13 protein-coding genes are annotated in these 24202 nt (G+C 43.4%); 11 read left to right on the top strand and 2 right to left on the bottom strand.

Going from position 1 to position 24202, the window contains the following annotated elements; all coding sequences use genetic code 11:
* Window positions 1–34: 34 nt before the first annotated feature.
* The 10 genes from AV939_RS10600 to AV939_RS10555 all read left to right on the top strand — a co-directional run bounded on the left by AV939_RS10600 (window position 35) and on the right by AV939_RS10555 (window position 20027).
* Complete coding sequence (locus AV939_RS10600; RefSeq protein ID WP_231751112.1) at window positions 35–1621, top strand: tryptophan halogenase family protein; 1587 nt, start codon at window positions 35–37, stop codon at window positions 1619–1621.
* Window positions 1622–2019: 398 nt separating this feature from the next.
* Window positions 2020–5115 (top strand): TonB-dependent receptor, encoded by a 3096-nt coding sequence (locus AV939_RS10595; protein WP_057791633.1) that lies wholly within the window; start codon window positions 2020–2022, stop codon window positions 5113–5115.
* Between the two features lie 86 nt (window positions 5116–5201).
* Window positions 5202–9551 carry an alpha-1,6-glucosidase domain-containing protein gene (locus AV939_RS10590; RefSeq protein WP_061998194.1) on the top strand — a complete coding sequence of 1450 codons (4350 nt, stop codon included), beginning with the start codon at window positions 5202–5204 and terminating at the stop codon, window positions 9549–9551.
* Between the two features lie 373 nt (window positions 9552–9924).
* Window positions 9925–10800: a patatin-like phospholipase family protein gene (locus AV939_RS10585; protein WP_057791635.1), complete on the top strand. Its 876-nt coding sequence runs from the start codon at window positions 9925–9927 to the stop codon at window positions 10798–10800.
* Window positions 10801–10934: 134 nt separating this feature from the next.
* Window positions 10935–11450 (top strand): RNA methyltransferase, encoded by a 516-nt coding sequence (locus AV939_RS10580; RefSeq protein ID WP_057791637.1) that lies wholly within the window; start codon window positions 10935–10937, stop codon window positions 11448–11450.
* Window positions 11451–11484: 34 nt separating this feature from the next.
* Window positions 11485–12447, top strand: a complete 963-nt coding sequence (locus AV939_RS10575; RefSeq protein ID WP_231701195.1) for a PEP-CTERM/exosortase system-associated acyltransferase — start codon at window positions 11485–11487, stop codon at window positions 12445–12447.
* A 365-nt stretch (window positions 12448–12812) separates the two neighbouring features.
* A complete protein-coding gene (locus AV939_RS10570) occupies window positions 12813–14627 on the top strand; it encodes an alpha-amylase family protein (protein WP_231751111.1) in 1815 nt (604 codons plus the stop codon).
* Window positions 14628–14872: 245 nt separating this feature from the next.
* Window positions 14873–16768, top strand: coding sequence for a glycoside hydrolase family 13 protein (locus AV939_RS10565; protein ID WP_057791642.1), 1896 nt, complete (start codon window positions 14873–14875; stop codon window positions 16766–16768).
* Between the two features lie 38 nt (window positions 16769–16806).
* Window positions 16807–18297, top strand: coding sequence for an MFS transporter (locus AV939_RS10560; RefSeq protein WP_057791644.1), 1491 nt, complete (start codon window positions 16807–16809; stop codon window positions 18295–18297).
* On the top strand, window positions 18297–20027 hold the full coding sequence (locus AV939_RS10555; protein WP_057791647.1) for an alpha-amylase family glycosyl hydrolase: 1731 nt from the start codon (window positions 18297–18299) through the stop codon (window positions 20025–20027). The genes AV939_RS10560 and AV939_RS10555 overlap by 1 nt, the downstream gene beginning before the upstream one ends.
* Window positions 20028–20164: 137 nt before the next feature.
* On the opposite strand, the gene AV939_RS10550 is transcribed toward AV939_RS10555, so the two are convergent.
* Window positions 20165–21205 carry a LacI family DNA-binding transcriptional regulator gene (locus tag AV939_RS10550; RefSeq protein WP_057796124.1) on the bottom strand — a complete coding sequence of 347 codons (1041 nt, stop codon included), beginning with the start codon at window positions 21203–21205 and terminating at the stop codon, window positions 20165–20167.
* 279 nt (window positions 21206–21484) lie between these two features.
* Between AV939_RS10550 and glnS the strand changes: the two genes are divergently transcribed.
* Window positions 21485–23152, top strand: coding sequence for a glutamine--tRNA ligase (gene glnS / locus AV939_RS10545; RefSeq protein ID WP_057791648.1), 1668 nt, complete (start codon window positions 21485–21487; stop codon window positions 23150–23152).
* A 160-nt stretch (window positions 23153–23312) separates the two neighbouring features.
* On the opposite strand, the gene AV939_RS10540 is transcribed toward glnS, so the two are convergent.
* Complete coding sequence (locus tag AV939_RS10540; protein WP_057791650.1) at window positions 23313–24080, bottom strand: YciK family oxidoreductase; 768 nt, start codon at window positions 24078–24080, stop codon at window positions 23313–23315.
* Window positions 24081–24202 lie beyond the last annotated feature (122 nt).

Raw genomic sequence — 24202 nt, 5'->3', positions numbered from 1 at the left:
TACAGTGTGGTGAAGTAAGTAGTAAGGGTTGAATATGGCAGTGGCAAATCAAAAAGAGGCGAATCAACAAGCAACGGATCAACAGACAAGGGATCACCAAGAAGCTAAGCATACGCCAGTGAAACGTGTTGTTGTTGCTGGGGGCGGAACGGCAGGGTGGCTAGCGGCCGCGTTACTGAAAAAAGTCATTGGCGAAGCTGTGAATATTACCCTCGTAGAATCTGAAGCTATCGGCACAGTTGGAGTAGGCGAGGCCACCATTCCGCCCATCCGCTTAGTTAACCAAGTGCTAGGTATTGACGAGGCAACCTTTCTTCGTGATACCAAAGCTACCATTAAGCTAGCAATTCGATTTGAAAACTGGAAGCAGCAAGGGCAGCACTACTACCACACGTTCGGCGCGCCAGGTAAAAGCATGGCCTTTTGTCACTTTCATCACTTTTGGCTAAAAGCGCGTCAGCAGGGTTTGAAACACGATTTATGGGATTATGATCTTAATTATTTAGCGGCAGAGGCAGGTAAATTTGCACGTATTAATGCGAAAGATCCGGTTTTAGAGCTTCCTTTTGCTTACCACTTTGACGCCTCACTCTATGCACAATATCTCCGTAAACTCAGTGAAGGAATGGGGGTTAGAAGGGTTGAAGGTAAAATCAGTCATGTATCAAGGCACAAACTCAGTGGCAATGTAAAAGCATTGCATCTCGAAAATGGCCACGCCATTGATGGCGACTTGTTTATCGACTGCACTGGTTTTCGAGGGTTGTTGATTAACGAAACCCTGGGGGCCGGTTATGATGATTGGTCTCATTTGTTGCCTTGCGATTCGGCTATCGCAGTGCCTTCTGAACGCCACGAAAATACTGCACCTTTTACCCGTTCTATCGCCCACGATGCGGGCTGGCAGTGGCGTATTCCATTGCAACATCGTAATGGCAATGGTCACGTTTATAGTTCACGTTATATTAGTGATAACCAAGCCCACGATACGCTAATGGCTAACTTAGATACCAAACCATTAGGCGATCCTAAACTCATTAAATTTACTACCGGTCGTCGTAGACAGCAGTGGTATAAAAATGTGGTTGCGGTAGGCCTCTCTAGTGGATTCTTAGAGCCTTTGGAATCTACAAGTATTCACCTGATTCAATCAGCCATCGTAAGGTTAATTAAACTATTTCCACACCAAGGTATTTCAGATAGTGCTGTTGCCGAATACAACGCACAATCAAAAGTAGAATTTGAGCAAATACGAGATTTCCTAGTATTGCATTATTGTTTAAATGAACGCGAAGACAGTGATTTCTGGCGAGATATGCGCCACTTAACATTACCAGACTCGTTGGTGCACAAAATGGCGCTGTTTAAACAAAATGGCAATTTAGTGCGCGAGCAGAGTGACTTATTTTTAGAAAGTTCTTGGCTACAAGTTATGTATGGGCAAGGGCTAGTCCCTGAAGATTATCATGGGTTAACGAATAGCTTTTCTGATGAAAAAACGCAAGCTATGTTAGCGTCCTTATATAAGATTAAACGGGAACCAATAGCATCGTTACCAACACATGATGCGTACATTCAATCTATGATTGATAGTGCAAATAAAACGTCTGTGAGCTTTTAATTGATTTGGATTTTTATTGCAGGTGTGTTGCGGGCCTATGTGCTATTTATTTCATCGTATTTAGCTTTGCCTCAACATACTTTGTGTTCGGTTCGCCTCACTGAGCGTTGGTGTGCAGCACGGCTGAAAAATTAACATTTATTAACACCTAACCATTCTATGTACCCCTCAAGCTTTCCTTGAGGGTCTATTCCTCATTTAAATTCAATAATTTACACACCCCGTTAAGTCAGGTGTTGCTAATATGTATTGCTGTGTAAATTTAATGTAAATGAATACGTATGCATAGTGTTGCTCTCTTTTTATACAACCCGATACTATTTGTGGCAGAACCATAAGTGACGAGTTTGGGTGTGGTATTCCCGAACCGTTGATAAAAAATAAGGAACGGGGCACCAATGAGAACATTCAAACTTAAGCCTATCATGGTGGCGTTAGTCAGTAGTGGGTTGGCATTTTCCCTGCCAATTTACGCACAGCAAACGTCGGAAGACACCATTGATGAAGTCGGTAACGAAACTTCAATTGAGCAATCGCGCGGTCAACCAGCTGCTGATGACATATCTGAGGACACGCTCGAACGTATAGAGGTGAGGGGGTTTAGTACTAGCCTCATTCAATCACTCAACCAGAAACGTTTTTCTGACACAGTGTCAGAACAAATTTCAGCGGATGATTTGGGCGGTTTGCCTGATGTATCTATGGCAGATGCCCTTACCCGATTGCCGGGTATATCAGCTGTTCGAACAGGGGGACAAGCGGCTGAGATTAACATTCGTGGTTTAGCCGGTGACTTTGTGTTCTCTACACTCAATGGTCGTGAGCAAGTGTCTACGAGTGGAAGCCGAGCCATTGAGTTCGACCAGTACCCATCAGAATTGATCACCGAAGCCAGTGTATACAAATCGCCTAAAGCATCGCTCATTGAAGGGGGGATTGCGGGAACGGTAGAACTGAAAACAGCAAGCCCATTAGCCATGGAAGAGCAGCATAAGTTTAGTGCCAATATGCGGGGTATGTATAACGATCGAGCCAATGAGATATCTGATGCCAGTGAATACGGCCATCGATTGAGTTTTTCCTATCAAGGGAAGTTCATGGACGACACCGTAGGTTTATCTCTTGGTTATGCACGTTTATTCCAACCTAGTGTATCTACCCAATTTGTGGGCTTAGCATATAACGGGGCTGTTGATGTAGATGGTATTGAAGGTGACATCGACAGAGCAGGCACAGACTGCCCAGAGTGTGAGCTCATTTCAGAAGGCTTTGAAATGCAACACAAGGGTGGTGAGCAAACTCGTGATGGGTACGTTGCAGCCATAGAATGGGCACCACTGGAAAATTTCACCTTAAAAGCCGATGCATTTATTTCTAAATTCGATTCAGAAGAATTTGCCCGTGGGTATCGAGTAAAATTAGGCGGTATAACGGCAGGCATCACGAACCCTGTCATTGTGAATAATAGTGTGATTGGTGGCACTTTTTCTCGAACAGACAACAGCTTTACTCGGGTTGAACTAGTTAACGACGACAACCAGGATTTCGATAGCGTTGAAAACTTTGGTATTAACGCAGATTGGGAAATTAGTGCTGACTTGTCGGTGCAATTTGATGTGTCTCGTTCCACCGCGAAAAGTGATTTCCGTAATGGCTTGCTATGGTCGTTAGTCAGTGAAGATGCCAACGCCATCAGCCCTGTGTTTGATGAGAACGTTCAAATTTCGTATTTGTTGAATGGTAATAATCTTCCTGATTTAGCCTTTAATCAAGCAGATGCGTTTTCCGATATTGATAGGGTGATGGTCAGTAAGTACGGTATTTATCCGTTTGTAAACAAAGATGAGCTTGATGCTTACAAGGTCGATTTCCAATACTTTATCGACATGCCTATCGTGACTGGCTTGGAGTTTGGCTATCGCTATTCTGATAGAGAGTACAGCAACGATCGTTCAGTATTTGAATACGGCAATGACAGTGCATTTTCAGTAAGTGAGCCACCGCTGAGGTTAACAAATGACATGGTGGAGCAAGTCGATTGGGCTGGCGATTTTAGCTATTTCCCAAGCTATTTGTCGGTAGACTTAAACAGTGCGCTTAACGCATGGTTTCCAAGCGGCTATCCTCAACCGGTTCAAACTTGGGGGCCAGGGGCTGCTGGCGTGATTAATGGTCCAGGTACAGGGCCGTCTACCTCTTGGACTATGCAAGAAAGTGGTCAGGTGTTTGAAACGGTAAACTCTGCTTATGTGATGGCGGGTCTAAGCACTGAGATAGCGGGAATGCCAGTAACGGGTAACGTGGGTGTCCGGTATGTAAAAACCAAACAAAGCTCTACTACATACCAGCGTGCTACGTCGTTAATTACCGACCCAGAAACGGGTGTCACAATAGAGGTGAGTGATCCCACCGCGGGCGCACAAAATATTACCGACGATGCCGGCTTAATTAACAATTTTTATCGCTTCACAACGCTTACTCACGAATACGACGATGTGTTGCCGTCTATTAATCTAAATTTTGCGCTTACAGATAATACCCAACTAAGAGTCGCTGCAGCAAAAGTGATGGGCCGTGCGCCTATCAATAGGTTTGCAGCAAATGCTTCTACCACCGTTGAAACGGTGACTGCTGTGCAGGATAGAGACTCGGGGGAGGTTACGTTGTCGCAACCTACCGCCAAGGTAAACGGGAACGCAACAAATAGCCCTTACCTAGAGCCTTTTTATGCCACCCAATATGATATTTCATGGGAATACTATTTTGAGGATACCGAAGGGGCATTGATACTGGCAGCGTTTTACAAAGACATAGAGTCTTTCATTGAAGAAATTAACATAGAACCTTATGACTTCAGTGGCAACGGTATTGTGGTTCCAGATTCGGTACAGGTACCTGTCTATCTTGAGCCTGAGTTTGTGGGTCAAGAGGCTGAGTTGTCTCGGGATGCCGACGGCAACCCTATCTTTGTTACGGTTCCTACAGAAAATGGGAGCTATAGTACGGCAGTAAATAACGCTGAAGGCGGCTATATTCGAGGTGTTGAAATTGCCTACACTGAAATTTATAGCAAGTTGCCGGATTTCTGGTCTGGCTTAGGGGTTACGGCTAGTTACTCTTACACGGAAAGTGAAATTCAACGTACGCTGAGTAGTTCGGTGTATTCGGATAGCTTGCCTGGCTTATCCGAAAATGTCGCCACGGTAACGCTATTTTGGGAATACGAAGGGTTTGAAACTCGCTTATCTGGGCGTTATCGAGATTTCTTCGTTTCTGAACAAGTGGCGGTGAACGATCAAACCGTTAATTTTGATTCTGAACTGGTTGTTGATTACCAAGCATCCTATGAAATTAACGATAATTGGAGCGTTTTGTTTCAAGTTAACAACGTTACCGACGAACCTACCAAAAGCTATTTCACCTCTTCTGAACAAACCGGCACCATTCAGTTTTTCGGTACGCAGTATTACTTAGGGATGACATACCAATTATGAGTATTTTACCTCTCTCCCAAAAGCTGAATCCTAAGGCAATCAATGCCAATACTGCGTTTATGAAAAAGAAAAATTTGGAGTTATCCATGTTAACGAAACCCTTATCAACGCCAATGCTGAATGTATGGCGTATTGCAGCACTTATTCTAACGGCGCTTCTTGTAGTAGGTTGCGGGGGCTCAGGTGTTGAATCTGGCTCTAACAATTTACTGACTTGTAATGTACCAAACGTACCTAATGCAGACGGCAGCGCGTGTGTCGCACCCCCGCCTATTCAGTGTGATGCACCTACGGTACCAAATGAAACTAATGATGCGTGTGTGGTTGGCGCCGATCCAAGTTTGCCACTACCGGTATTTTTCCCTGCAGATAATCAAGCGGTTTTATACTACAACCGCGCGGCAGTTGATGCTGATAATTCCACAAACGATCCCGTGTACGAAGGCTGGCGTTTGCATACCTGGAACAACGATGAATGTGACGCATATGCCGATTCAGATACTGATTGGGCCAACGGACGTCAACATACGGGGATCGATCCTAATTATGGCGCGTATTGGGTTTTAGATTTAAAAAATGATTTTGATGATTGCCACAATTTTATCATTCACTTAGGCACTGACGATGCAGGCAAAGAGCTGGGTGGTTCTGACTTCCAAGCTTCGCTAGTTCAAGATGATGATACTTACGTGCGAATGAACTTTACCTTATCGGGAGAGCCCACTTTATTTGAATACCCAATTATGTCACTTGGGCCACAGCCAGTGGATATAGTGGGGTTTGGCGCACATTGGTTAGATGCGAATACGATATTGTGGGATGTGGCTGATACCGTATCTACCGTGAAGCTTCACTATTCACCGAATGCTGACTTAGAAAGTTCATTGGAAAGTGGAATTAACGGCACGTCAGTAGCGTTAATGCCTGCCACGTTAGACGATAGCCAAACTGCTAAAGCAGAAAACCTAGCGGGTCTTCAGGCGTGGGAAGGTGACTGGAGCCTAGAGGATGCAAAAACGGTCTTAACCACTCAAGCCGTAGTAGGTGGGTATGACAGTGATGGCGTTTTAATAGCAGCAACAGGCTTACAAAACGCAAAGGTTATTGATGCTATTTATACGGCGGGTGATGAAGATGCAAATGAAGCAAGTTTAGGGGCCGTATATTCTGACACGGGTATTGCGGTGGCGGTATGGGCACCCACGGCTCAAAATGTAGATTTGCTGACCTTCAACGATAACAAAACCCTCGCTAATCGCTATAGCATGACACGCGACACCGTTACAGGTATTTGGCAATTTGAAGGAGACATGTCGTTAGATAGACAGCTTTACCGCTATGAAGTGACGGTTTTTCATCCGCAAACGGGGGCGGTAGAAAAACTTGAAGTTACTGACCCTTATTCGGTAAGCCTTAGCACCAATGGCCGCTTTTCTCGCTTTGTTAACTTAGCTGATGACGATTTAAAACCAGAGGGGTGGGATACGCAGGTCATTCCTACGTTGGAAAACCCTGAGGATGCCGTTATTTATGAAGGTCATGTACGAGACTTCAGTATTCGCGATATGTCTACAAGCGAAGCAAATCGTGGCAAGTACATGGCATTTACTGAGCAAAACACGGCACCTGTTTTACACCTACAAAAACTGGTTGAAGCGGGGCTAAATTACTTTCATGTACTGCCAGCGAACGATATTGCCACTATTGATGAGGACCCGACTAAAACGGTTGGTTTATTTGATACGGTTGCGGACTTGTGTCGTCTAAATACCGAAGCTGCAGTTTGTGAGGAAGAAAACAGTGCCACACAACTTATTGATGTATACAACAGCTACGACCCACTAGCTGAAGCAGCGAAAGCTCAACAGCTTACAAGTGATATGCGTGCCATTGATGGTTTTAATTGGGGTTATGATCCACATCATTTTAACGCTCCTGAAGGTAGCTATGCGTCAAGCGCCGAGGGGGTAGAACGTATAGTTGAAATGCGGGCCATGATTCAAGCGCTGCATGAAATGGGCCTTCGAGTTGCTTTAGATGTGGTATTTAATCATACCAATGCCTCTGGCGTGTTTGCTAAATCTGTACTGGACAAAGTAGTCCCTGGCTATTTCCATCGATATGAAACAGACACGGGTGATATTGTTCGCGAAACCTGCTGTGACGACACTGAACCGCGCAACGTCATGATGGAAAAATTGATGCAAGATTCACTACTTATGTGGACCGAGCATTACAAATACGACGCTTTTCGTTTCGACATTATGAGCCAAGCTTCTAAAGAAACCATGTTGCAATTGCGCAACAGCGTACAAGCATTAGATGAAGACAATTACTTCTACGGCGAAGGCTGGACGCGCATTGACAGAGGTTATGAGCAAGCGAACCAGCTAAATATGGCCGGTACGCAAATAGGCACGTACAACGATAGAATTCGTGAAGCTATTCGCCAAGGGAATATCTTTTCACCTGATTCTGACGCGCTATTGAGCGATCAAGATAAAGTGAAGATGAGCATGGTAGGCACCCTACAAGACTATGTGCTTGAAACCTCGGCTGGTGTGGCCAGCAATACCAGTAACCTAGGTGGTTACGCACTCGATCCTGCCGACATTATTAACTATGTGTCTAAACATGATAATGAAACCTTATGGGATCAACTGAACTACACCTTGCCAATGGATATTTCGTTGAGTGAGCGCGTACGTGCACAGAATGTCGCTATCGGTATTCCACTGGTGTCTCAAGGTATTCCATTCTTGCAAATGGGGGGCGATTTACTGCGCTCTAAGTCTATGGACAGAAACACCTATGATGCAGGTGACTGGTTCAACTTCGTTGATTTTACCTATGAAACCAACAACTGGAATGTGGGTTTACCGTTAGCACAAGACAATGAAGTTCGCTGGGAAGAAATGGGTGAATTTATTTATAGCCCAGAACGAGCAGCAACGATGACTGATATATTGCTCGCGTCGGATGTATTTAACGAGTTGCTTGCCATTCGTATGGAAAGTCCGTTATTTCGTTTAACTACCGCAGAGGACATCATTGACCGTATTGGCTTTCATAATATCGGTTCAAACCAGCAAAAAGGCTTAATAGCCATGAGTATTGATGATGGTGTTACGGCTGATGCTGAAACGCTACGTACCGACCTCGATATGCAAAATGATGCCATCGTTGTACTTGTGAATACGGGGTACGAAACGCAATCTATAAGCATCAATACCGCAACCGGGTTTTCATTACATGCGACGCAAATGAAATCAAGTGATGAAACTGTGCGAGGCGCTACGTTTAACGAAGCTGAAGACGGGAATGGTATATTCACGGTTCCAGCACTGACCATTGCCGTATTTGTGAAGCCGCAATCTGGCGCACAAGGTTACGGTTTGTCGGCCTACGCAACTTCTGGTGCCCCGGATGTTGTGCCTTATGGTGAAACTACGCCTTACCTTCGCGGCGATATGAACGGTTGGACGACTGATAATCCATTTATTTATAAAGGGGATGGCATTTATGAAGTTGCTGTTGCCTTGGAAGCGGGAATCACTTATGGCTTTAAGTTTGCCTCAGAGGATTGGGAAACGGTTAATTTTGGTGCCGCAGACGGAGATGATGCTGCGTTTGTAGAAAGTGAGCCTAAAATCTTGGCTAGAACTAATAATAATTTATCATTCACTCCGGCTATTGGTGCTACGTATCTGTTTACCATAAACGCCTCGGATTCAGAGTCCCCAGTACTCACTATTGTTAACGAAGAGCCCTATGTTGGCACACCTGTGTTTATTCGAGGTGCAGTGAACGATTGGGGCACTAATGACGAACTTGTGTATCAAGGGGGGCGTATCTATATAGTGACAATGGATATAGACCCAGGCAGTTATGAATTCAAAGTCGCTTCTGAAGATTGGGATACGGTTAATTTTGGCGCATTGAGTGCTGATGATGCAGATAAGAATGTTAACGTAGGTCAAACGACTGCTTTGGCAAGAACAAACGATAATCTGCTTTTGACTATTGAAGAAGCTGACCGTTATGTATTTGTTTTTGATGTAAATGACGAAAACAATCCCACCATAGGTGTGTATAAAGAAGCCTATTTCGGTGATACAGAAGTGTACATTCGCGGTGGTATGAACGGGTGGGGAACTACTGACCTATTTACCTACCAAGGTGAGGGTGAGTACACGGTAGATATTGAACTCAGCATAGGAAGTGCGGAGTTCAAGGTGGCATCAGAAGATTGGAATACTGTTAATTTAGGTAACCCAAACGATGCGGCATCTAACCTAGTAACGCCGGGTCAGCCAAAAGTGTTGTCATTTAGCAACAACAATCTTGTTATTGACGTCACTGATGCTGGGCTTTACGAATTTAAAGTGTCTGGTCCTAATGGAGAGTCGCCTACACTCACCGTGAGCGCAAAATAACTATTAGCGTTGAATCAAAAAACTAAAGCCGTGGATTTTCACGGCTTTTTTATTCTTTAAACAGTTTTTTCCATTAAGCCAATCAGTTTTTCTCTTGCATCTTTCTCACCCGATTACGGCAAAATTAAAAATTCGCACTATTGGAACATACTTTGCTTTGTTCAACCTATGTAGTAGATGAACGCTACACACAATTGCAACTTAGCAAAAGTGCATGTTTATGCACATTGGCGCTTCAGCAATAGGTGTGGTTAATAATAGGCATTGCTGAACAACATTGTTTTTCCTGAGCTTTTAGATGGCTAAGGGTGCTCTAATAGAAGGATTTAATTAAGTAGTAATTTTATATATTGCTATAACGGAGATTCAGACAATGAAATCAGCTTTAGTGGTAGAAGGTGGGGCGATGCGTGGCGTATTTGCAGCTGGCGTATTGGATAAGTTTATGGAGGAAAATTACTATCCGTTTGATTTCGCGATAGGAGTGTCGGCTGGGGCAACAAACCTCTCAACATACGTAGCTAGAATGCCAGGCCTTAGTAAGACCATTATCACGCAGCATGCCACTAAACGAGAGTTTTTCAGCCCAATACGTTTTATTAAAGGTGGGCATATGACTGATGTTCATTGGTTATGGCATCACTCTAAAAAGTCGTTGGGCATACCTGCACCAGGTGAAAAAACAGCAATGCCACTGTATGTTGGGATCACTAATGTTGAGTCGGGTGAATGTGAATACATACAAGCTACGGAAGAAAATGTTGATGCGTTGATGGTAGCATCCTGTGCCATTCCAACAGCGTTTAGAGAACAACCCATAATAGATGGCAACCGCTATGTTGACGGCGGAGTGGCTGATGCTATACCGGCAATAAAAGCTTATGAGATGGGGGCACGTGATATAACGGTAGTGCTATCTCAACCTAAGGGCTTCACGAAGCCGGCAGTAAAAACAGCGTGGCTTTTAGAAAAAATGTATGGCGCTCAACCCGCCTTACTAGATAAGATGACGAAAAGATCAAATATTTATAACGAAACATTGAATTTTCTCTTAAATCCGCCGTCTGATTGCAAAATTACTGTCATTGCGCCTGATGAGGCGTTCTGCGTTAAACGTTTAACAATGGATAAAAAGAAACTATTACGTGGCTACGGGCAGGGAAGGCGGATGGCAAGACGTGCTATATCGAATTGGCAAAAAGAATTGCAGACTGCACAGAGTAATAAAACCGTCGCGCAACTAAACTAAAGTATAAGAATAACGCTCAATACCGAAGTAACTAATAAATTAGAATGGCGTAAAGCTGCAATAGATAAGATGGCAGTGCTGAAAAACGATTGCGCAACAAAATAACAAAATAATAAATAATAAGAAGAGGTCGTGTGAGTTCCCTTTCGCTATCAAAGCAAACAGTAAGCATTGGGTTAGTAAACCCTAAAAATCCCGTGAATGTTGCCTCTATCTTACGAGCAGCAGGTTGTTACGGTGTTTCAAGCGTGTTTTACACCGGATACCGATACCGTATTGCGAAGAACTTTAATGCTGATACGAAGGCTTTCCATAAAAAGATCCCTACTATCGGCGTTGATGATTTAAAAGAGGTCGTGCCCGAGAATGCAAGTGTAGTAGCCATAGAGCTAGTAGAAGGCGCGTTACCTTTACCAGAATTTAAACATCCCGAAAACGCAATGTACATTTTCGGACCAGAAGATGGCAGTTTAGATAAAAGCGTGCTTGAGTGGTGTGACCATGTTGTCTACATACCTACCTATTCGTGCATGAATCTAGCTGCTACCGCTAACGTGGTACTTTACGATCGCTTAGCAAAATCAGAGTATATCTCAGGTAATAGCCTCATACGTGAGAGCCGGGATAATAATAATCAATCAAAACTATAAATCGGTTTGAATCGTTGTATTCGAGAGTGAAATTGTGCGTGAGCGCAAGGTGAGCTTTTGTCATGCTTTTCAAACTGGGCCTGCTAAATCTATAGAGGACCAAAAATTGAAAAAACGTGTCGCTACTTCGCTAAGTAAATTAAAAACAATTCATAGCCATATTTCTGCTAATTTGAAGAAATTGAGAAACAAAAGAAAGAAAAAACAGATGGATGAACTATCAAGTTTTTTCTTTAGTCGTTACTCACTTGTGGTCGCACAAAATAACGAAGACCGAGAGACATGTTTCAGCACAAGGCACGAAGTTTATTGTGAAGAAATGAACTTCGAAAAAGAGCGCTCTACAGGATTAGAAATTGATAGATATGATGACTATTCTGTCAATTGTTACATCAAACATCTACCGACAGGAGATTGTGCAGGTACGATTCGTATCATTATGCCTGCTATTCGCAATCAAGCCCTGCCGTTGGAAGAAAAATGTATTCACGCCATTGAAGACAAAGCGTTAGTGCCCGCTCAATTGGGTAGAACTTCAATCTGCGAAATCTCTCGTCTAGCCATTCCTAAATCGTTTAGAGTTAGACAGCTTAAAGCTAAAGCGCCGTTCAAACCTTCTGGTAAACAAAAGGTGAGTAAAGCAGAAAGCGTTCTACTGGAACACATACCTTATTTATCTTTGGCGCTCTACTTCATCGCTCTGAGTATTTGCGTTGAACAGGAAATGGAATATGCCTATGTATTGATGGAACCTAAATTGGCTCGCAGATTAAAAATGTTCGGGTTTAATTTTGAACGTTTGGGCGATCCGATTGACTACAATGGCTTACGTGCGGTGTATCGTATCAAGCCCAAATCTATTGAGAGTGAATTAACTCCGGCGCTGCGTAGCTTTTTATTACGAATTAAAAATGACCTGGCGGGCAGCTTAACTGAAAATATGTTTGGCGCCAGCATGAAAGTAGAGGAAGAGTTTACAGCCAGTAAAGCGGCATAGTATCAGTGTTGTATTACGCACTTCTCTTATTTAAAAACTACTAATAGATTAAAGGACAAATCGAAGAACAAGGGAAACGGAAGAAAGCAATCACATCGTACTAATTTATTACTGAATACGTATGGAATTGTTTTAACATTCCCTTAACGAGTATGCTATTGGCAATTCAATGCAAAGGTATGCTTGTAGTGTTAGATATCAAAAAGACAAATCACCTCCACACGGTGAAATGTGCAGCAGAAAACGCGGCACACACTCCTATAAAAAGCGTAAACAAAAGCTCGGCGGTTAAGAAACTGACAGTAGTGGCTTTATCACTTGGCCTCTTATCATGCATCGCTTACTCACAGTCAGGAGCCGATCTCATGGAAAATGAGAACGCGAATCACCCACGAACACAAATTCCCCCTAATTCTGGCAAGCCCGTGGTATATCAGGTCTTTACTCGATTGTTCGGGAATACCAATACAACTAATAAACCTTGGGGCACCATCGAAGAAAATGGTGTGGGGAAATTTAGTGATTTCACACCGCAAGCCCTTCAAAGCATAAAAGCCTTAGGTACTACACATATTTGGTATACCGGTGTACCCCATCATGCCCTCGCCACTAGCTACTTAGAATACGGTATTGATGACGATGATCCCGATGTAATTAAAGGACGTGCAGGTTCGCCTTATGCAGTTAAAGATTATTACAATGTTAATCCTGATTTAGCAGACAACCCTGCAAATCGATTACATGAATTTGAAGCGCTTATCCAGCGCACTCATCAGCACGGTATGAAAGTGGTTATCGATATAGTGCCTAATCATGTTGCACGCCGTTATCAATCTTTTTCGCCACGCCATGATAACTTCGGTGCTAACGATGATAAATCGCAAGAGTATGCTCGAGACAATAATTTCTATTACATACCCAATACACCTTTCGTATTGCCAGAGGGCGTTGCAGATACCGTTTTAGGCGGCAAAGCTACTGAAAAAAATCAGCATCAATTGGTTGACGGAAAGTTTGATGAATTTCCGGCTAAATGGACGGGCAATGGCAGTCGAGCATCACAGCCTGATATTAATGATTGGTACGAAACCGTTAAAATAAATTACGGTGTAAGACCCGACGGAACCCATGACTTTCCTGAGTTACCAGAAGCGTATCGAGATAAGTCTGTGCAAGAGCATGCTGCTTTTTGGGCTGACAAATCATTACCAGACTCTTGGTACAAATTTAGAGACATTGCCATCTACTGGCTAGATAAAGGCGTTGATGGTTTTCGGTTCGACATGGCTGAAATGGTGCCCGTAGCATTCTGGTCATTTTTAAACAGTGCCATTAAACAGAGAAACCCTGATGCGTTTTTGCTAGCGGAAGTTTATCAACCCGATAAATACAGAGACTACATTCAGCTAGGTAAGATGGATTATCTCTACGATAAAGTGGGCTTTTATGACACCTTGAAAACGATAATGAAAGGAGAGGGTAAGGTAAGTGAGTTGGTAAGTGTGCACGATGAAGTTAGCGATATTTCGACTCATATGCTGCACTTTCTTGAGAACCACGACGAACAACGTATCGCTAGTCCAGAATTTGCTGGAGGTGCAGAAAAAGGTAAACCTGCGCTCGCCGTTAGCGCACTGATAAGTGCTTCACCAATCCTCTTGTATTTTGGTCAGGATTTAGGTGAGGACGGTAGTGAAGAAGCGGGGTTTGGAGACCCTAGTCGTACTTCAATCTTTGACTATATTGGTGTGCCCGCACATCAGCGGTTTATGAATGGTGGCAAGTTTGACGCAGGCCAGTCTTCAAGCGAAGAAAAAGCATTACACAATTTCTATAAAGAGACTATGGGTATTGTTGCTACTAATCCTGCTGTAACCGGAAAATATGAAAGCCTACATGCATTGAATCTCGCCGCAGACGGCACAGCATACACGGAAATGCAATTTGCTTTTATGAGAGAAAAAAATGAGCATGGTATAGTTGTTATTGCTAACTTTAGTACAGAATCTACTGGCCCTATAACGTTAACCATTCCTATTTCGTCACTGCAAAAAAATACCACTGAACTCACTCTTGAGCCTTTACTTACTCATAAGGGAATAACATTTAATCTCAGTGGTTCGAATTACACAGCGACACTTTCATTAAACGGATTAGAAACAAGAGTATTCGCATTTTAACTATTTGTGTGAATTTTGCTTCGATTGCAGAATCAAAACCTTCTATTTATGTTAATTCGCATGGATTCTTACATGCCGATTCGTGAATACGTATGCATAACATTGGTTCCAATCAAAGCGCAGGTTAGTATCTGAATTCTGTCTTTCACTTAACGTAATTTTAACATGGGGTTGATGTGTTCAATTTAAACCGCGTAAATAAGGCCGTTCGTCCAATAGGCATTTCAAAGCGAAAAAGTGTTCTAATGGCACTTTTTACATCTGCTTTAACACTTCCCGTATTTAACTGTTATTCATCACAAGAAAGTAGTATTGACGTTTACCCACCTAACTGGTGGGTAGGTATGCATGATAGTAACGTTGAACTGATGATCTATGGCGACGATATAGCTGATGATACCGTTACCATTGTTAATAGTGACGTTGTGCTTCGAGAAAAGCATGCACTTGAAAGCGCGAACTACTTGTTCGTTACATTAGATACTTCAAAAGCAAAAGCTGGAGATGTCAAACTCCGATTTGTCGATACTGATGGCTCTACACGCGACATTAGTTATTCGTTGCAAAAGAGAAGGGATGGTTCAGCGTTACGAAAAGGTTTTGGTCCGCGAGATGCTATCTACTTGATTGCTCCAGACAGGTTTGTTAATGGCGACAAAGACAACGACGATGTTGAGGGATTTATTGATAAGGCGGATCGCTCGTTAAAAGGCGGTCGGCATGGCGGTGACATTGAAGGTATTATTCAGCATCTTGATTACATAGAAGCGTTAGGCTTTACCCAACTGTGGTCCATGCCGCTGCTTGAAAACGCTATGGATACATATAGCTATCATGGTTATTCGACTACAGACTATTACCAAATTGACCCTCGCTATGGTACTAACGAAGACTTCTTGATGTTAAGTCGCGCAGCAAATAAAAGGGGTATTGGTGTTATCATGGATATGGTTCTCAACCATATAGGTAGCAATCACAAATGGATGGAAGATACCCCTTCAAATGACTGGATAAACAACAATAGTAAGTTTATTGGTACTACGCATAAACGTGAATCACTTCACGACCCTCATGCGATAAAAAGTGATATCAAAGGGTTTAGCGATGGTTGGTTTGTGCCTACCATGCCAGATTTAAATCAACGCAATCCTCACCTTGCAAACTATCTTATCCAAAATGCCATTTGGTGGGTTGAAAGTGCTAATTTAAGTGGGATTCGAGTAGATACGTATTCGTACCCCGATAAAGCTTTTTTAAGCGATTGGACGAACCGTCTAATCAGCGAGTACCCGAATCTCAATATAGTAGGAGAAGAATGGTCAGTTAACCCTGCTATAACAGCTTATTGGCAAGCAGGAAGTAAGAGACATGATGACTACGATAGCGCGTTGCCTTCCGTCATGGATTTTCCACTACAAGCGGCAGTCATTAAGGCGCTGACTAACGAAGAAAGTTGGAACTCGGGATTTATCAGTATATATGAGACACTCGCCACTGATTTTCTTTACGGCGATCCGAACAACTTGGTTATCTTTCCTGACAACCATGACATGAGTCGAATTTATACACAACTTGGTCATGATGTAGAAAAGTGGAATATGGCGATGTCGTTACTGCTTACGACTCGTGGGATACCTCAGGTGTTTTACGGCACCGAAATACTCATGCAAAACGAGGGCAGTGAGGACCACGGCATTATTCGTTCTGACTTTCCAGGCGGTTGGCCTTCTGATAGTAAGAAAAATGCATTTACTGGCGAAGGGTTAACTACCGATGAACGTTGGGCTCAGCAACGGATCAAACAACTTCTTCAACTGCGAAAAACGCACCCATTACAATTTGAAGGCTCCCTTAAACATTACGCCCCAACTGATGGTGTTTATACGTTTTTCCGTGAGCCTATTTCTACACCCGAAGGCAAGAAAAATAGCAAGGTTAACGCGCCAACGCCAAATGAAACGCGAGGCGACAAAATTATGGTTATCTTAAATAAAGAGCCTGTGGATATACCGCTGACTACCTATGACGAAATGTTGTCTTCACACAAAACGTTAACGCGTGTAAGCGATGGTAAGTCATACAAAACCACTGATACCATATCTTTACCGGCAATGTCCGCAACCGTTTATATTGCGCATTAATGCGAATTATCATAGTAAAACAATAAATAGAGCAAAATATGCAAGCAACTCAACCTCGCCTTTCTTTCTGGCAAATATGGAACGTCAGTTTTGGCTTTCTTGGTGTACAATTTGGTTTTGCGCTGCAAAATGCCAACGTAAGCCGAATTCTTTCCGACCTAGGGGCAGACCTTCATTCGTTATCACTCTTCTGGCTTGTAGCGCCAATTATGGGGTTGATTGTACAACCTATTGTTGGCTCAGCGTCTGATAGAACCTGGAACCGTTTAGGTCGAAGACGACCTTTTATTCTTGCCGGTGCTGTAGCTGCAGTGCTAGGTATGATTTTATTACCTAATGCGCCTTTATTTGTGGCCTTTCTAGCGCCAATGCTAATGGGGGCGCTGATGGTCGCGCTAATGGATGCATCTTTTAATGTGTGCTTCCAGCCTTTCCGTTCTTTAGTGTCTGATATGGTGCCACCGTCGCAGCGTAACATTGGGTACTCTATCCAATCGTTGCTTATCAATATTGGGGCCGTTATTGGTTCAATATTGCCATTCGTATTAACTAACGTGGTTGGTCTTGAAAATACTGCACAAATGGGCGAAGTCGCGCCTTCTGTTATTTGGGCTTTCTATATTGGTGCTACGGTATTGCTTGGTACGGTAATTTGGACGGTGTTTCGCACCAAAGAGTACTCACCAGAAGAGTACAATAGATACAAAGGCCTAAGCGCTGAAAGTAACGTTGAGCCACAAAATACGCCAAAAGCACCCTTTACCGTGCGTATGAAAGAATTCTTTTCTTTGGTTGTTCACATGCCTAAAACCATGAAACAACTTGCCGTTGTACAATTTTTTTCATGGTTTGCCCTGTTTATTATGTGGGTATATACCACACCAGCAATTACCCAGCATATCTGGGGCGTTGACAAGATCTGGTGGGATCCAGCGCACATTGCCTCAGTTGCACAAGTACCAGACGCTATTGTAGCCGCTAAAGGCGCAGCCGGTGACTGGGTGGGTATATTGTTTGCTGCTTACTCGGTATTCGCCGCCGTCTTCTCAGTATTCCTTGCTCGTCTAGCTGATAAATTTGGTAGAAAAACCATTTATGCCGGGGCGTTAATTTTGGGCGGCGTAAGCTATGTTAGCTTCCTTTTCTTCCAAGACCTCACCATGGTGAATGTAAACTTGTTAATTACTGAAGTTACTGTGCCCCTAGGGGCCGTGAAGCTACTGATCCCAATGATTGGAGTAGGGATTGCATGGGCGGCTATTTTAGCCATGCCTTACGCCATGTTAGCGGGGGCGTTACCAGCCAACAAAACCGGTGTATATATGGGCATATTTAACTTTACGGTAGCCGCACCACAAATAGTGTCTGGTTTAACTGCAGGTTGGATTTTAAGTAGTGTGTTCAATAACGAGGCTAAATACATAATCGTTGTCGCTGGAGCGTCAATGTTATTGGGCGCCATTGCTGTATTTTTTGTAAAAGAACATGACGTAGTAGAAGCTGAAGTCGCTGATAAGGAACTAGCATAATGATTCATAAAGTAAAAACCCTTACCGTTGCTATCACAGTTGCATTGAGTGTAGGTGCAATATCAGGTTGTGCTAGTACGTCAGCGTCCAGTGTAGAAGCCGGCACAGGCTCTACTAAACACGCTGAAACAAAAGTCACTATTCTAGGCACCAGCACACCGTTTGCCAGCGAAGCAATTTATTTTGTGATGACCGATAGGTTCGTTGATGGCGACCCCAGCAATAACCATGAAAATCAAGGCGGAGAATTTCCAACTTGGCAGCTTCCCATGAATGGCCCTAACGGCGAAAAAGCGTATGTAGGGTACATGGGGGGCGATTTGAAAGGGGTGCTAAACAACGGCGACTATATTCGCGATATGGGGTTTACTGCTGTATGGATGACACCAGTGCTAGAAAACCCAAACCAATCATTTAGTGGTGATGAGCAAATCACTTATGGCGGCGCTTTTAAAGATGGCGGGAAAACGGGCTACCACGGTTACTGGGCAACTAATTTTTATAAAGCTGATGAGCATTTGATAAGTCATGATTTAAGTGTGAAGCAATACACCACACAAATGCGTGAAAATTTTGGTTTGAAATCGGTATTTGATATTGTGGCAAACCACGGTACGCCAAGCTTCACCATGCCCTCTGACCAACCAGGGTACGGTGAAATTTATAATGCGGAAGGTGAGTTAGTTGCTGATCACCAGAATTTAGCCCCTGAAGACTTAGACCCAAAAAATAATCCACTTCATGAGTTTTTTCATGATTACCCAGACCTAGTAAAGTTGTCTAATCTTGATGATCAAAACCCCAAGGTAAGAGATTATCTTATCAATAGTTACCTTTATTGGATTTCACAAGGCGCGGATGCGTTTCGTATCGACACCATTCGACATGTCCCTCATGATTTTTGGCGAGAAATGTCAGACCGGGTTAGGGCAGAACATCCCGACTTCTTTATGTTCGGAGAAAGCTTCCAATATGATGCGAACTTTATTGCGCAGCATACCCTTCCAAAGAATGGCGCGGTAAGTGTGCTTGACTTCCCAATGCAAGAAGCCATGGTGAAAGTGTTCGAAAAGCCACTTGAAAGTGACTTCGCTACATTAGCCGACACTTTGTATCTAACCCATGGGCCTTACAACAACCCTTATGATTTAACTACATTTTATGACAACCACGACATGGCGCGTATTAACGCTACCGATAATGGCTTTATCAATGCCCATAACTGGTTATTTACGGTTCGTGGTATTCCTGTGGTGTACCAAGGGTCAGAAATTGGCTTTATGCGTGGTACGTCTGAACACCAAGGTAACCGCAATTACTTTGGCCAAGACAATATAGACAACGCAAAGTCTCATCCTATTGCCATCGAATTGGCTAAAATTGCGAATGTGCGTAAAAACACACCAGTACTTCAACGAGGTTTGCAGTTCAACCTTGAGTTAGCCGGGCATGAAGCCGCATTTTACCGTGTTTTACAAAGTGATAGTGTACAACAAACCGCGTTGGTACTGCTAAATAAGGCCGATAAACCTGCCGATTTCAGTGTGGATGAATATATGCAAGCTGGCACATGGTCTGAACAATTGTCTGGTGAAACACGTGAATTGGTTGCCGGTGACCCGTTAACAACGTCAGTATCCGCCAATGGCGTTCAAGTATGGGTTAGGGAAGGGGCGTTAGATTCAAATGCGCTAGAAGCGGCACTTATCAAACAGATGTCAGCGCAATAATTTTTACTTCGTAACAAAAAGGCGCTTATTGCTAGTGTTATTGACTAATAATAAGCGCCTTTTTACTATTTATAAATCAAGTTTCAGCAGGGCATCTCCATATTTCTCGATAGTCTCGCTTATTAGCTTTAGGCAGCCTATCTTTTTGCCCCACATGAATGTCTAATGATGACTTCGGCAGGCATTAGGAAATCTTCTACTGTTTCGTTTGAAATAGCTTTAATTAACGTACTTACCAATAATTCGCCAGCTAGCTTTGTATTTTGCTGAACGGTGGTTAGCGCAGGGGTTGTGAAAGCTGACACTGCGATATTATCGTAACCCACCACGGCAATATCGTCGGGCACACTCAACTCAGTTTGCCTTAACGCTCTTAATACACCCATTGCAATGAGATCAGACGCACAAACAATAGCGTCAGGTAATCCTGTTCCGTTAGTGTTGGCATCGTTCAACATACCTTGAATGGCATCATAACCGGCTTCTTCGGTAGAAACGGCATCGCTTTGCAACGAACTTTCGTAAAGATTATGGTTTGTTAGCGCTTCATTATACCCTTGAAAACGCGCCATAAACTCAGGAGCTTTGTTACCGGAATCACCAATAAAAGCAAATCGAGTTCTGCCCAAAGCAATTAAATGCTCGGTAATGCTGTAGCCGCCTTGAAAGTTATCACAACCAACACTAACACCAGGGTGGGCGGCATCGGGTGCGCCCCAACGAACGAAGTGGGTGCCTTGTGACTCAAGTTGTGCCACTTTGCTGCGGTAATCGGTGTAATCGCCGTACCCCAGTAAAATAATGCCATCGGCTTTATTTGAATCTTCATATTCTGCATGCCAGTCGTCTTCCAAGTTTTGGAATGACACTAGTAAGTCATAACCCGCAGCTGCACAGGCGCGGGTAATGCTACCTAACATGGCAAGGAAGAAAGGGTTAATCATTGAATCATCTGAGGTAGGATCTTCAAACAACAAAAGCGCTATGGTGCTGCTTTTTTGCTTGCGTAAATTACTGGCATTTTTATCAACTTTGTAATTGAGTTCACGAGCAATACGCTGAACCCGATCACGGGTTTCTTGATTTACCAAAGGGCTATTATTTAGCGCTCTTGATACTGTTGATTGAGAAACGCCTGCCAAATGTGCAATATCAAAAGAGGTTGCTTTTTCTTTCATGGGCACCATGTTTGTCTGCTACGACCGAGTTGTCGACAAGAAGAAAGATACCATACTTTTTTCTAACCACGCTTTTTTTGCTATTCACACGCCGTTTTTTAATACCAGAAGCGGTAAAAAACCGTTTCATCGCATTAAAACTAATCACTTGTAAGGCTAGGTGTAATAAAACGTGGTTGTCGGTTTTACGTCAGTGTTATACTAATTCATAATATTTATTAATCTTAAACGTTACGATTATTTTTGAACGTTAATTTAAACGCTAAGGGGAACACGCGAATGGCCGAGACTGAGCACCGTCCGACCAACTTTATCCGTCAGATCATCGACAAAGACCTTGCCAATGGTGTGCACGAGAGTATTAAAACTCGGTTCCCGCCGGAGCCAAATGGCTTTTTGCATATTGGTCATGCAAAGTCTATTTGCCTAAATTTTGGTGTTGCACAAGATTACTCAGGTTCTTGTAATCTGCGTTTCGACGACACAAACCCAGCAAAAGAAGACATTGCGTTCGTTAATTCTATCAAAGAAGACGTTAAGTGGTTGGGCTTTGAGTGGGATGGTGAAGAGCGTTACTCTTCAAATTATTTCGATCAACTTCATGGCTTCGCTAATGAATTAATCGACAAAGGCTTAGCTTATGTTGATTTTTCAACCCAAGACGTGATGCGCGAATTACGTGGCACATTAACTGCGCCAGGTAAAAACAGCCCATACCGTGATACCGACGTTGAAACCAATCAGCGCGAATTCGCTAAAATGACTGCGGGCGAGTATAAAGAAGGCGAGTGTAGCCTTCGTGCCAAAATTGACATGGCTTCACCCTTCATGTGCATGCGTGACCCGGTAATTTACCGTGTTAAACATGCTCATCACCATCAAACGGGTGATAAGTGGTGTGTTTACCCTATGTACGACTTCACGCACTGTATTTCGGATGCAATAGAGGGCATTACGCACTCGTTGTGTACCTTGGAATTCCAAGACAACCGCCGTTTGTATGATTGGGTAATTGAAAATATCACTATTGACAGCACGCCACGTCAGTATGAGTTTTCACGTCTTAATCTTGAATATACAGTATTGAGTAAACGTCGCTTGATTCAATTGGTTGAAGAAAATCATGTTAGCGGGTGGGACGACCCTCGCATGCCTACCGTTGCAGGTTTACGCCGCCGTGGTTATACCGCGGGTTCGGTACGTGAATTTTGTAAACGTATTGGCGTGACTAAGATGGATAACATGGTTGAAATGTCCATGTTAGAAGCGTGTGTCCGTGAAGACTTAAACGTGAACGCACCTCGTGCGATGGCAGTACTAGACCCGATAAAGCTGGTTATTGAAAACTACCCAGAAAACGACAGCGAAACCTTGGTAGCGCCGAATCATCCAAGTGATGAGTCTATGGGTACTCGCGAAATTAGTTTTGGTCGCGAAATTTGGATTGAAGCAGAAGATTTTCGTGAATCAGCAAACAAAAAGTTCAAGCGTTTAGTGCTAGATAAAGAAGTACGTTTGCGTAATGCCTACGTGGTTAAAGCTAACCGTGTAGAAAAAGATGCAGACGGTAACGTAACCACCGTTTACTGTACTTATGATGCTGACACTTTAGGTAAAGATCCTGCCGATGGCCGCAAGGTTAAAGGCGTGATTCATTGGGTTGACGCTGGTACTGCACAGCAAGCTGAGTTTAGGTTATACGATCGCTTGTTCAACGTACCGAATCCAGCCGCTGAAGAGAACTTTACCGATGTGATAAACCCTGAGTCATTAACGGTTCTAACTGGCTGGGCGGAAGCTGGGCTTGCTAAGCGAGGATCTGAAGCAGGTGCATGGCAGTTTGAGCGTACCGGTTATTTTTGCTTAGATGCCGACAGTACTGACGATAAGCCTGTGTTTAACCGCACAGTAGGATTACGTGATACTTGGGCTAAAATAGGCGACTAAAGCTAGATAGTCGTTGATATTGTCATTCGAACAGTGACTGTTTTAGCCAGCTACTAGTGCACTCATTGGAGTGCGCTAGGCCAAACACAAAGGTTCATCATAAAAAGCCGCGTTTTACGCGGCTTTTTCTTTGGGGGTCTGTTGCTTGTTATCTTTTGCGCTAGCGCTTAGGTTGGCAATCAAGAGATTGACCATTCACATCAATACTGTCCTTACCCATGAGGTAAAGATACATAGGCATGATGTCGGCAGGTGTTTTCAATGTATCAGGGTTTTCAGCTGGAAAAGCCTGAGCTCGCATATTAGTGCGCGTGCCGCCTGGATTAATACAGTTAAAGCGTAGCGACTTATTTTGATACTCGTCAGCTAATGTCTGCATAACACCTTCTGTAGCGAACTTAGATACCGCATAAGTTCCCCAAAACGCGCGCCCTTTGCGGCCAACGCTAGAGGTAGTGAAAATAACCGATGCATTGTCTGCTTTTTCAAGGGCAGGGATTAGCGCTTGAGTTAAAAACACCGTACCGTTTAAATTGGTTTGCATCACATCAAGCCATTCTTGCTGCTCAATATCTTTAAATGAACTTAAATGTCCAAGCACCGAAGCGTTGTGCAATACGCCATCTAGTTTACCGAACTGGTCTATAATGGTTTGTGTCATTTGCTGGTAGTGTGACGGTGTTGCGCCTTTTATATCTAAAGGTACTATTGCGGGTTCTGGTGCCGGCTCAGCATTCCCAACACTCCCAGCATTTACGATTTCGTCATAAACGGCTTCTAACTTAGAGACGGTTCTGCCTAGTAAAATACAGGTTGCGCCATGTTTTGCGTATGTTCGAGCGGCTTGAGCACCGATGCCATCGCCAGCACCTGTGATAAGAATGACTTTACCCTTTAATAAATCGGCAGGGGCTTGATAATCGTTCATCAGTTTCCTTTATAAATTCGCATGTGTTTTTCTGCACAATAGTTTCATATTATATAGGTGCAGATGATACTCACACTGGGCAATAAGTAAAACTTTCGAAGTATAAAAACGCCAAACGTAAA

The organism is Alteromonas sp. Mac1 (assembly GCF_001562125.1).
Classification (GTDB): Bacteria; Pseudomonadota; Gammaproteobacteria; order Enterobacterales; family Alteromonadaceae; genus Alteromonas; species Alteromonas stellipolaris.
The sequence above is the reverse complement of the archived record's forward strand: the minus strand, read 5'-3'. Positions and strand labels throughout refer to the sequence as shown.

What these genes read in the sequence shown, in the direction of transcription:
- AV939_RS10550 (WP_057796124.1), bottom strand. Translation starts at nt 21,205, where the DNA reads ATGAAAGAAAAAGCAACCTCTTTTGATATTGCACATTTGGCAGGCGTT.
- AV939_RS10540 (WP_057791650.1), bottom strand. Translation starts at nt 24,080, where the DNA reads ATGAACGATTATCAAGCCCCTGCCGATTTATTAAAGGGTAAAGTCATT.
- AV939_RS10565 (WP_057791642.1), top strand. Translation starts at nt 14,873, where the DNA reads ATGGCACTTTTTACATCTGCTTTAACACTTCCCGTATTTAACTGTTAT.
- AV939_RS10570 (WP_231751111.1), top strand. Translation starts at nt 12,813, where the DNA reads ATGGAAAATGAGAACGCGAATCACCCACGAACACAAATTCCCCCTAAT.
- AV939_RS10590 (WP_061998194.1), top strand. Translation starts at nt 5,202, where the DNA reads ATGTTAACGAAACCCTTATCAACGCCAATGCTGAATGTATGGCGTATT.
- AV939_RS10560 (WP_057791644.1), top strand. Translation starts at nt 16,807, where the DNA reads ATGCAAGCAACTCAACCTCGCCTTTCTTTCTGGCAAATATGGAACGTC.
- glnS (WP_057791648.1), top strand. Translation starts at nt 21,485, where the DNA reads ATGGCCGAGACTGAGCACCGTCCGACCAACTTTATCCGTCAGATCATC.
- AV939_RS10585 (WP_057791635.1), top strand. Translation starts at nt 9,925, where the DNA reads ATGAAATCAGCTTTAGTGGTAGAAGGTGGGGCGATGCGTGGCGTATTT.
- AV939_RS10555 (WP_057791647.1), top strand. Translation starts at nt 18,297, where the DNA reads ATGATTCATAAAGTAAAAACCCTTACCGTTGCTATCACAGTTGCATTG.
- AV939_RS10595 (WP_057791633.1), top strand. Translation starts at nt 2,020, where the DNA reads ATGAGAACATTCAAACTTAAGCCTATCATGGTGGCGTTAGTCAGTAGT.
- AV939_RS10600 (WP_231751112.1), top strand. Translation starts at nt 35, where the DNA reads ATGGCAGTGGCAAATCAAAAAGAGGCGAATCAACAAGCAACGGATCAA.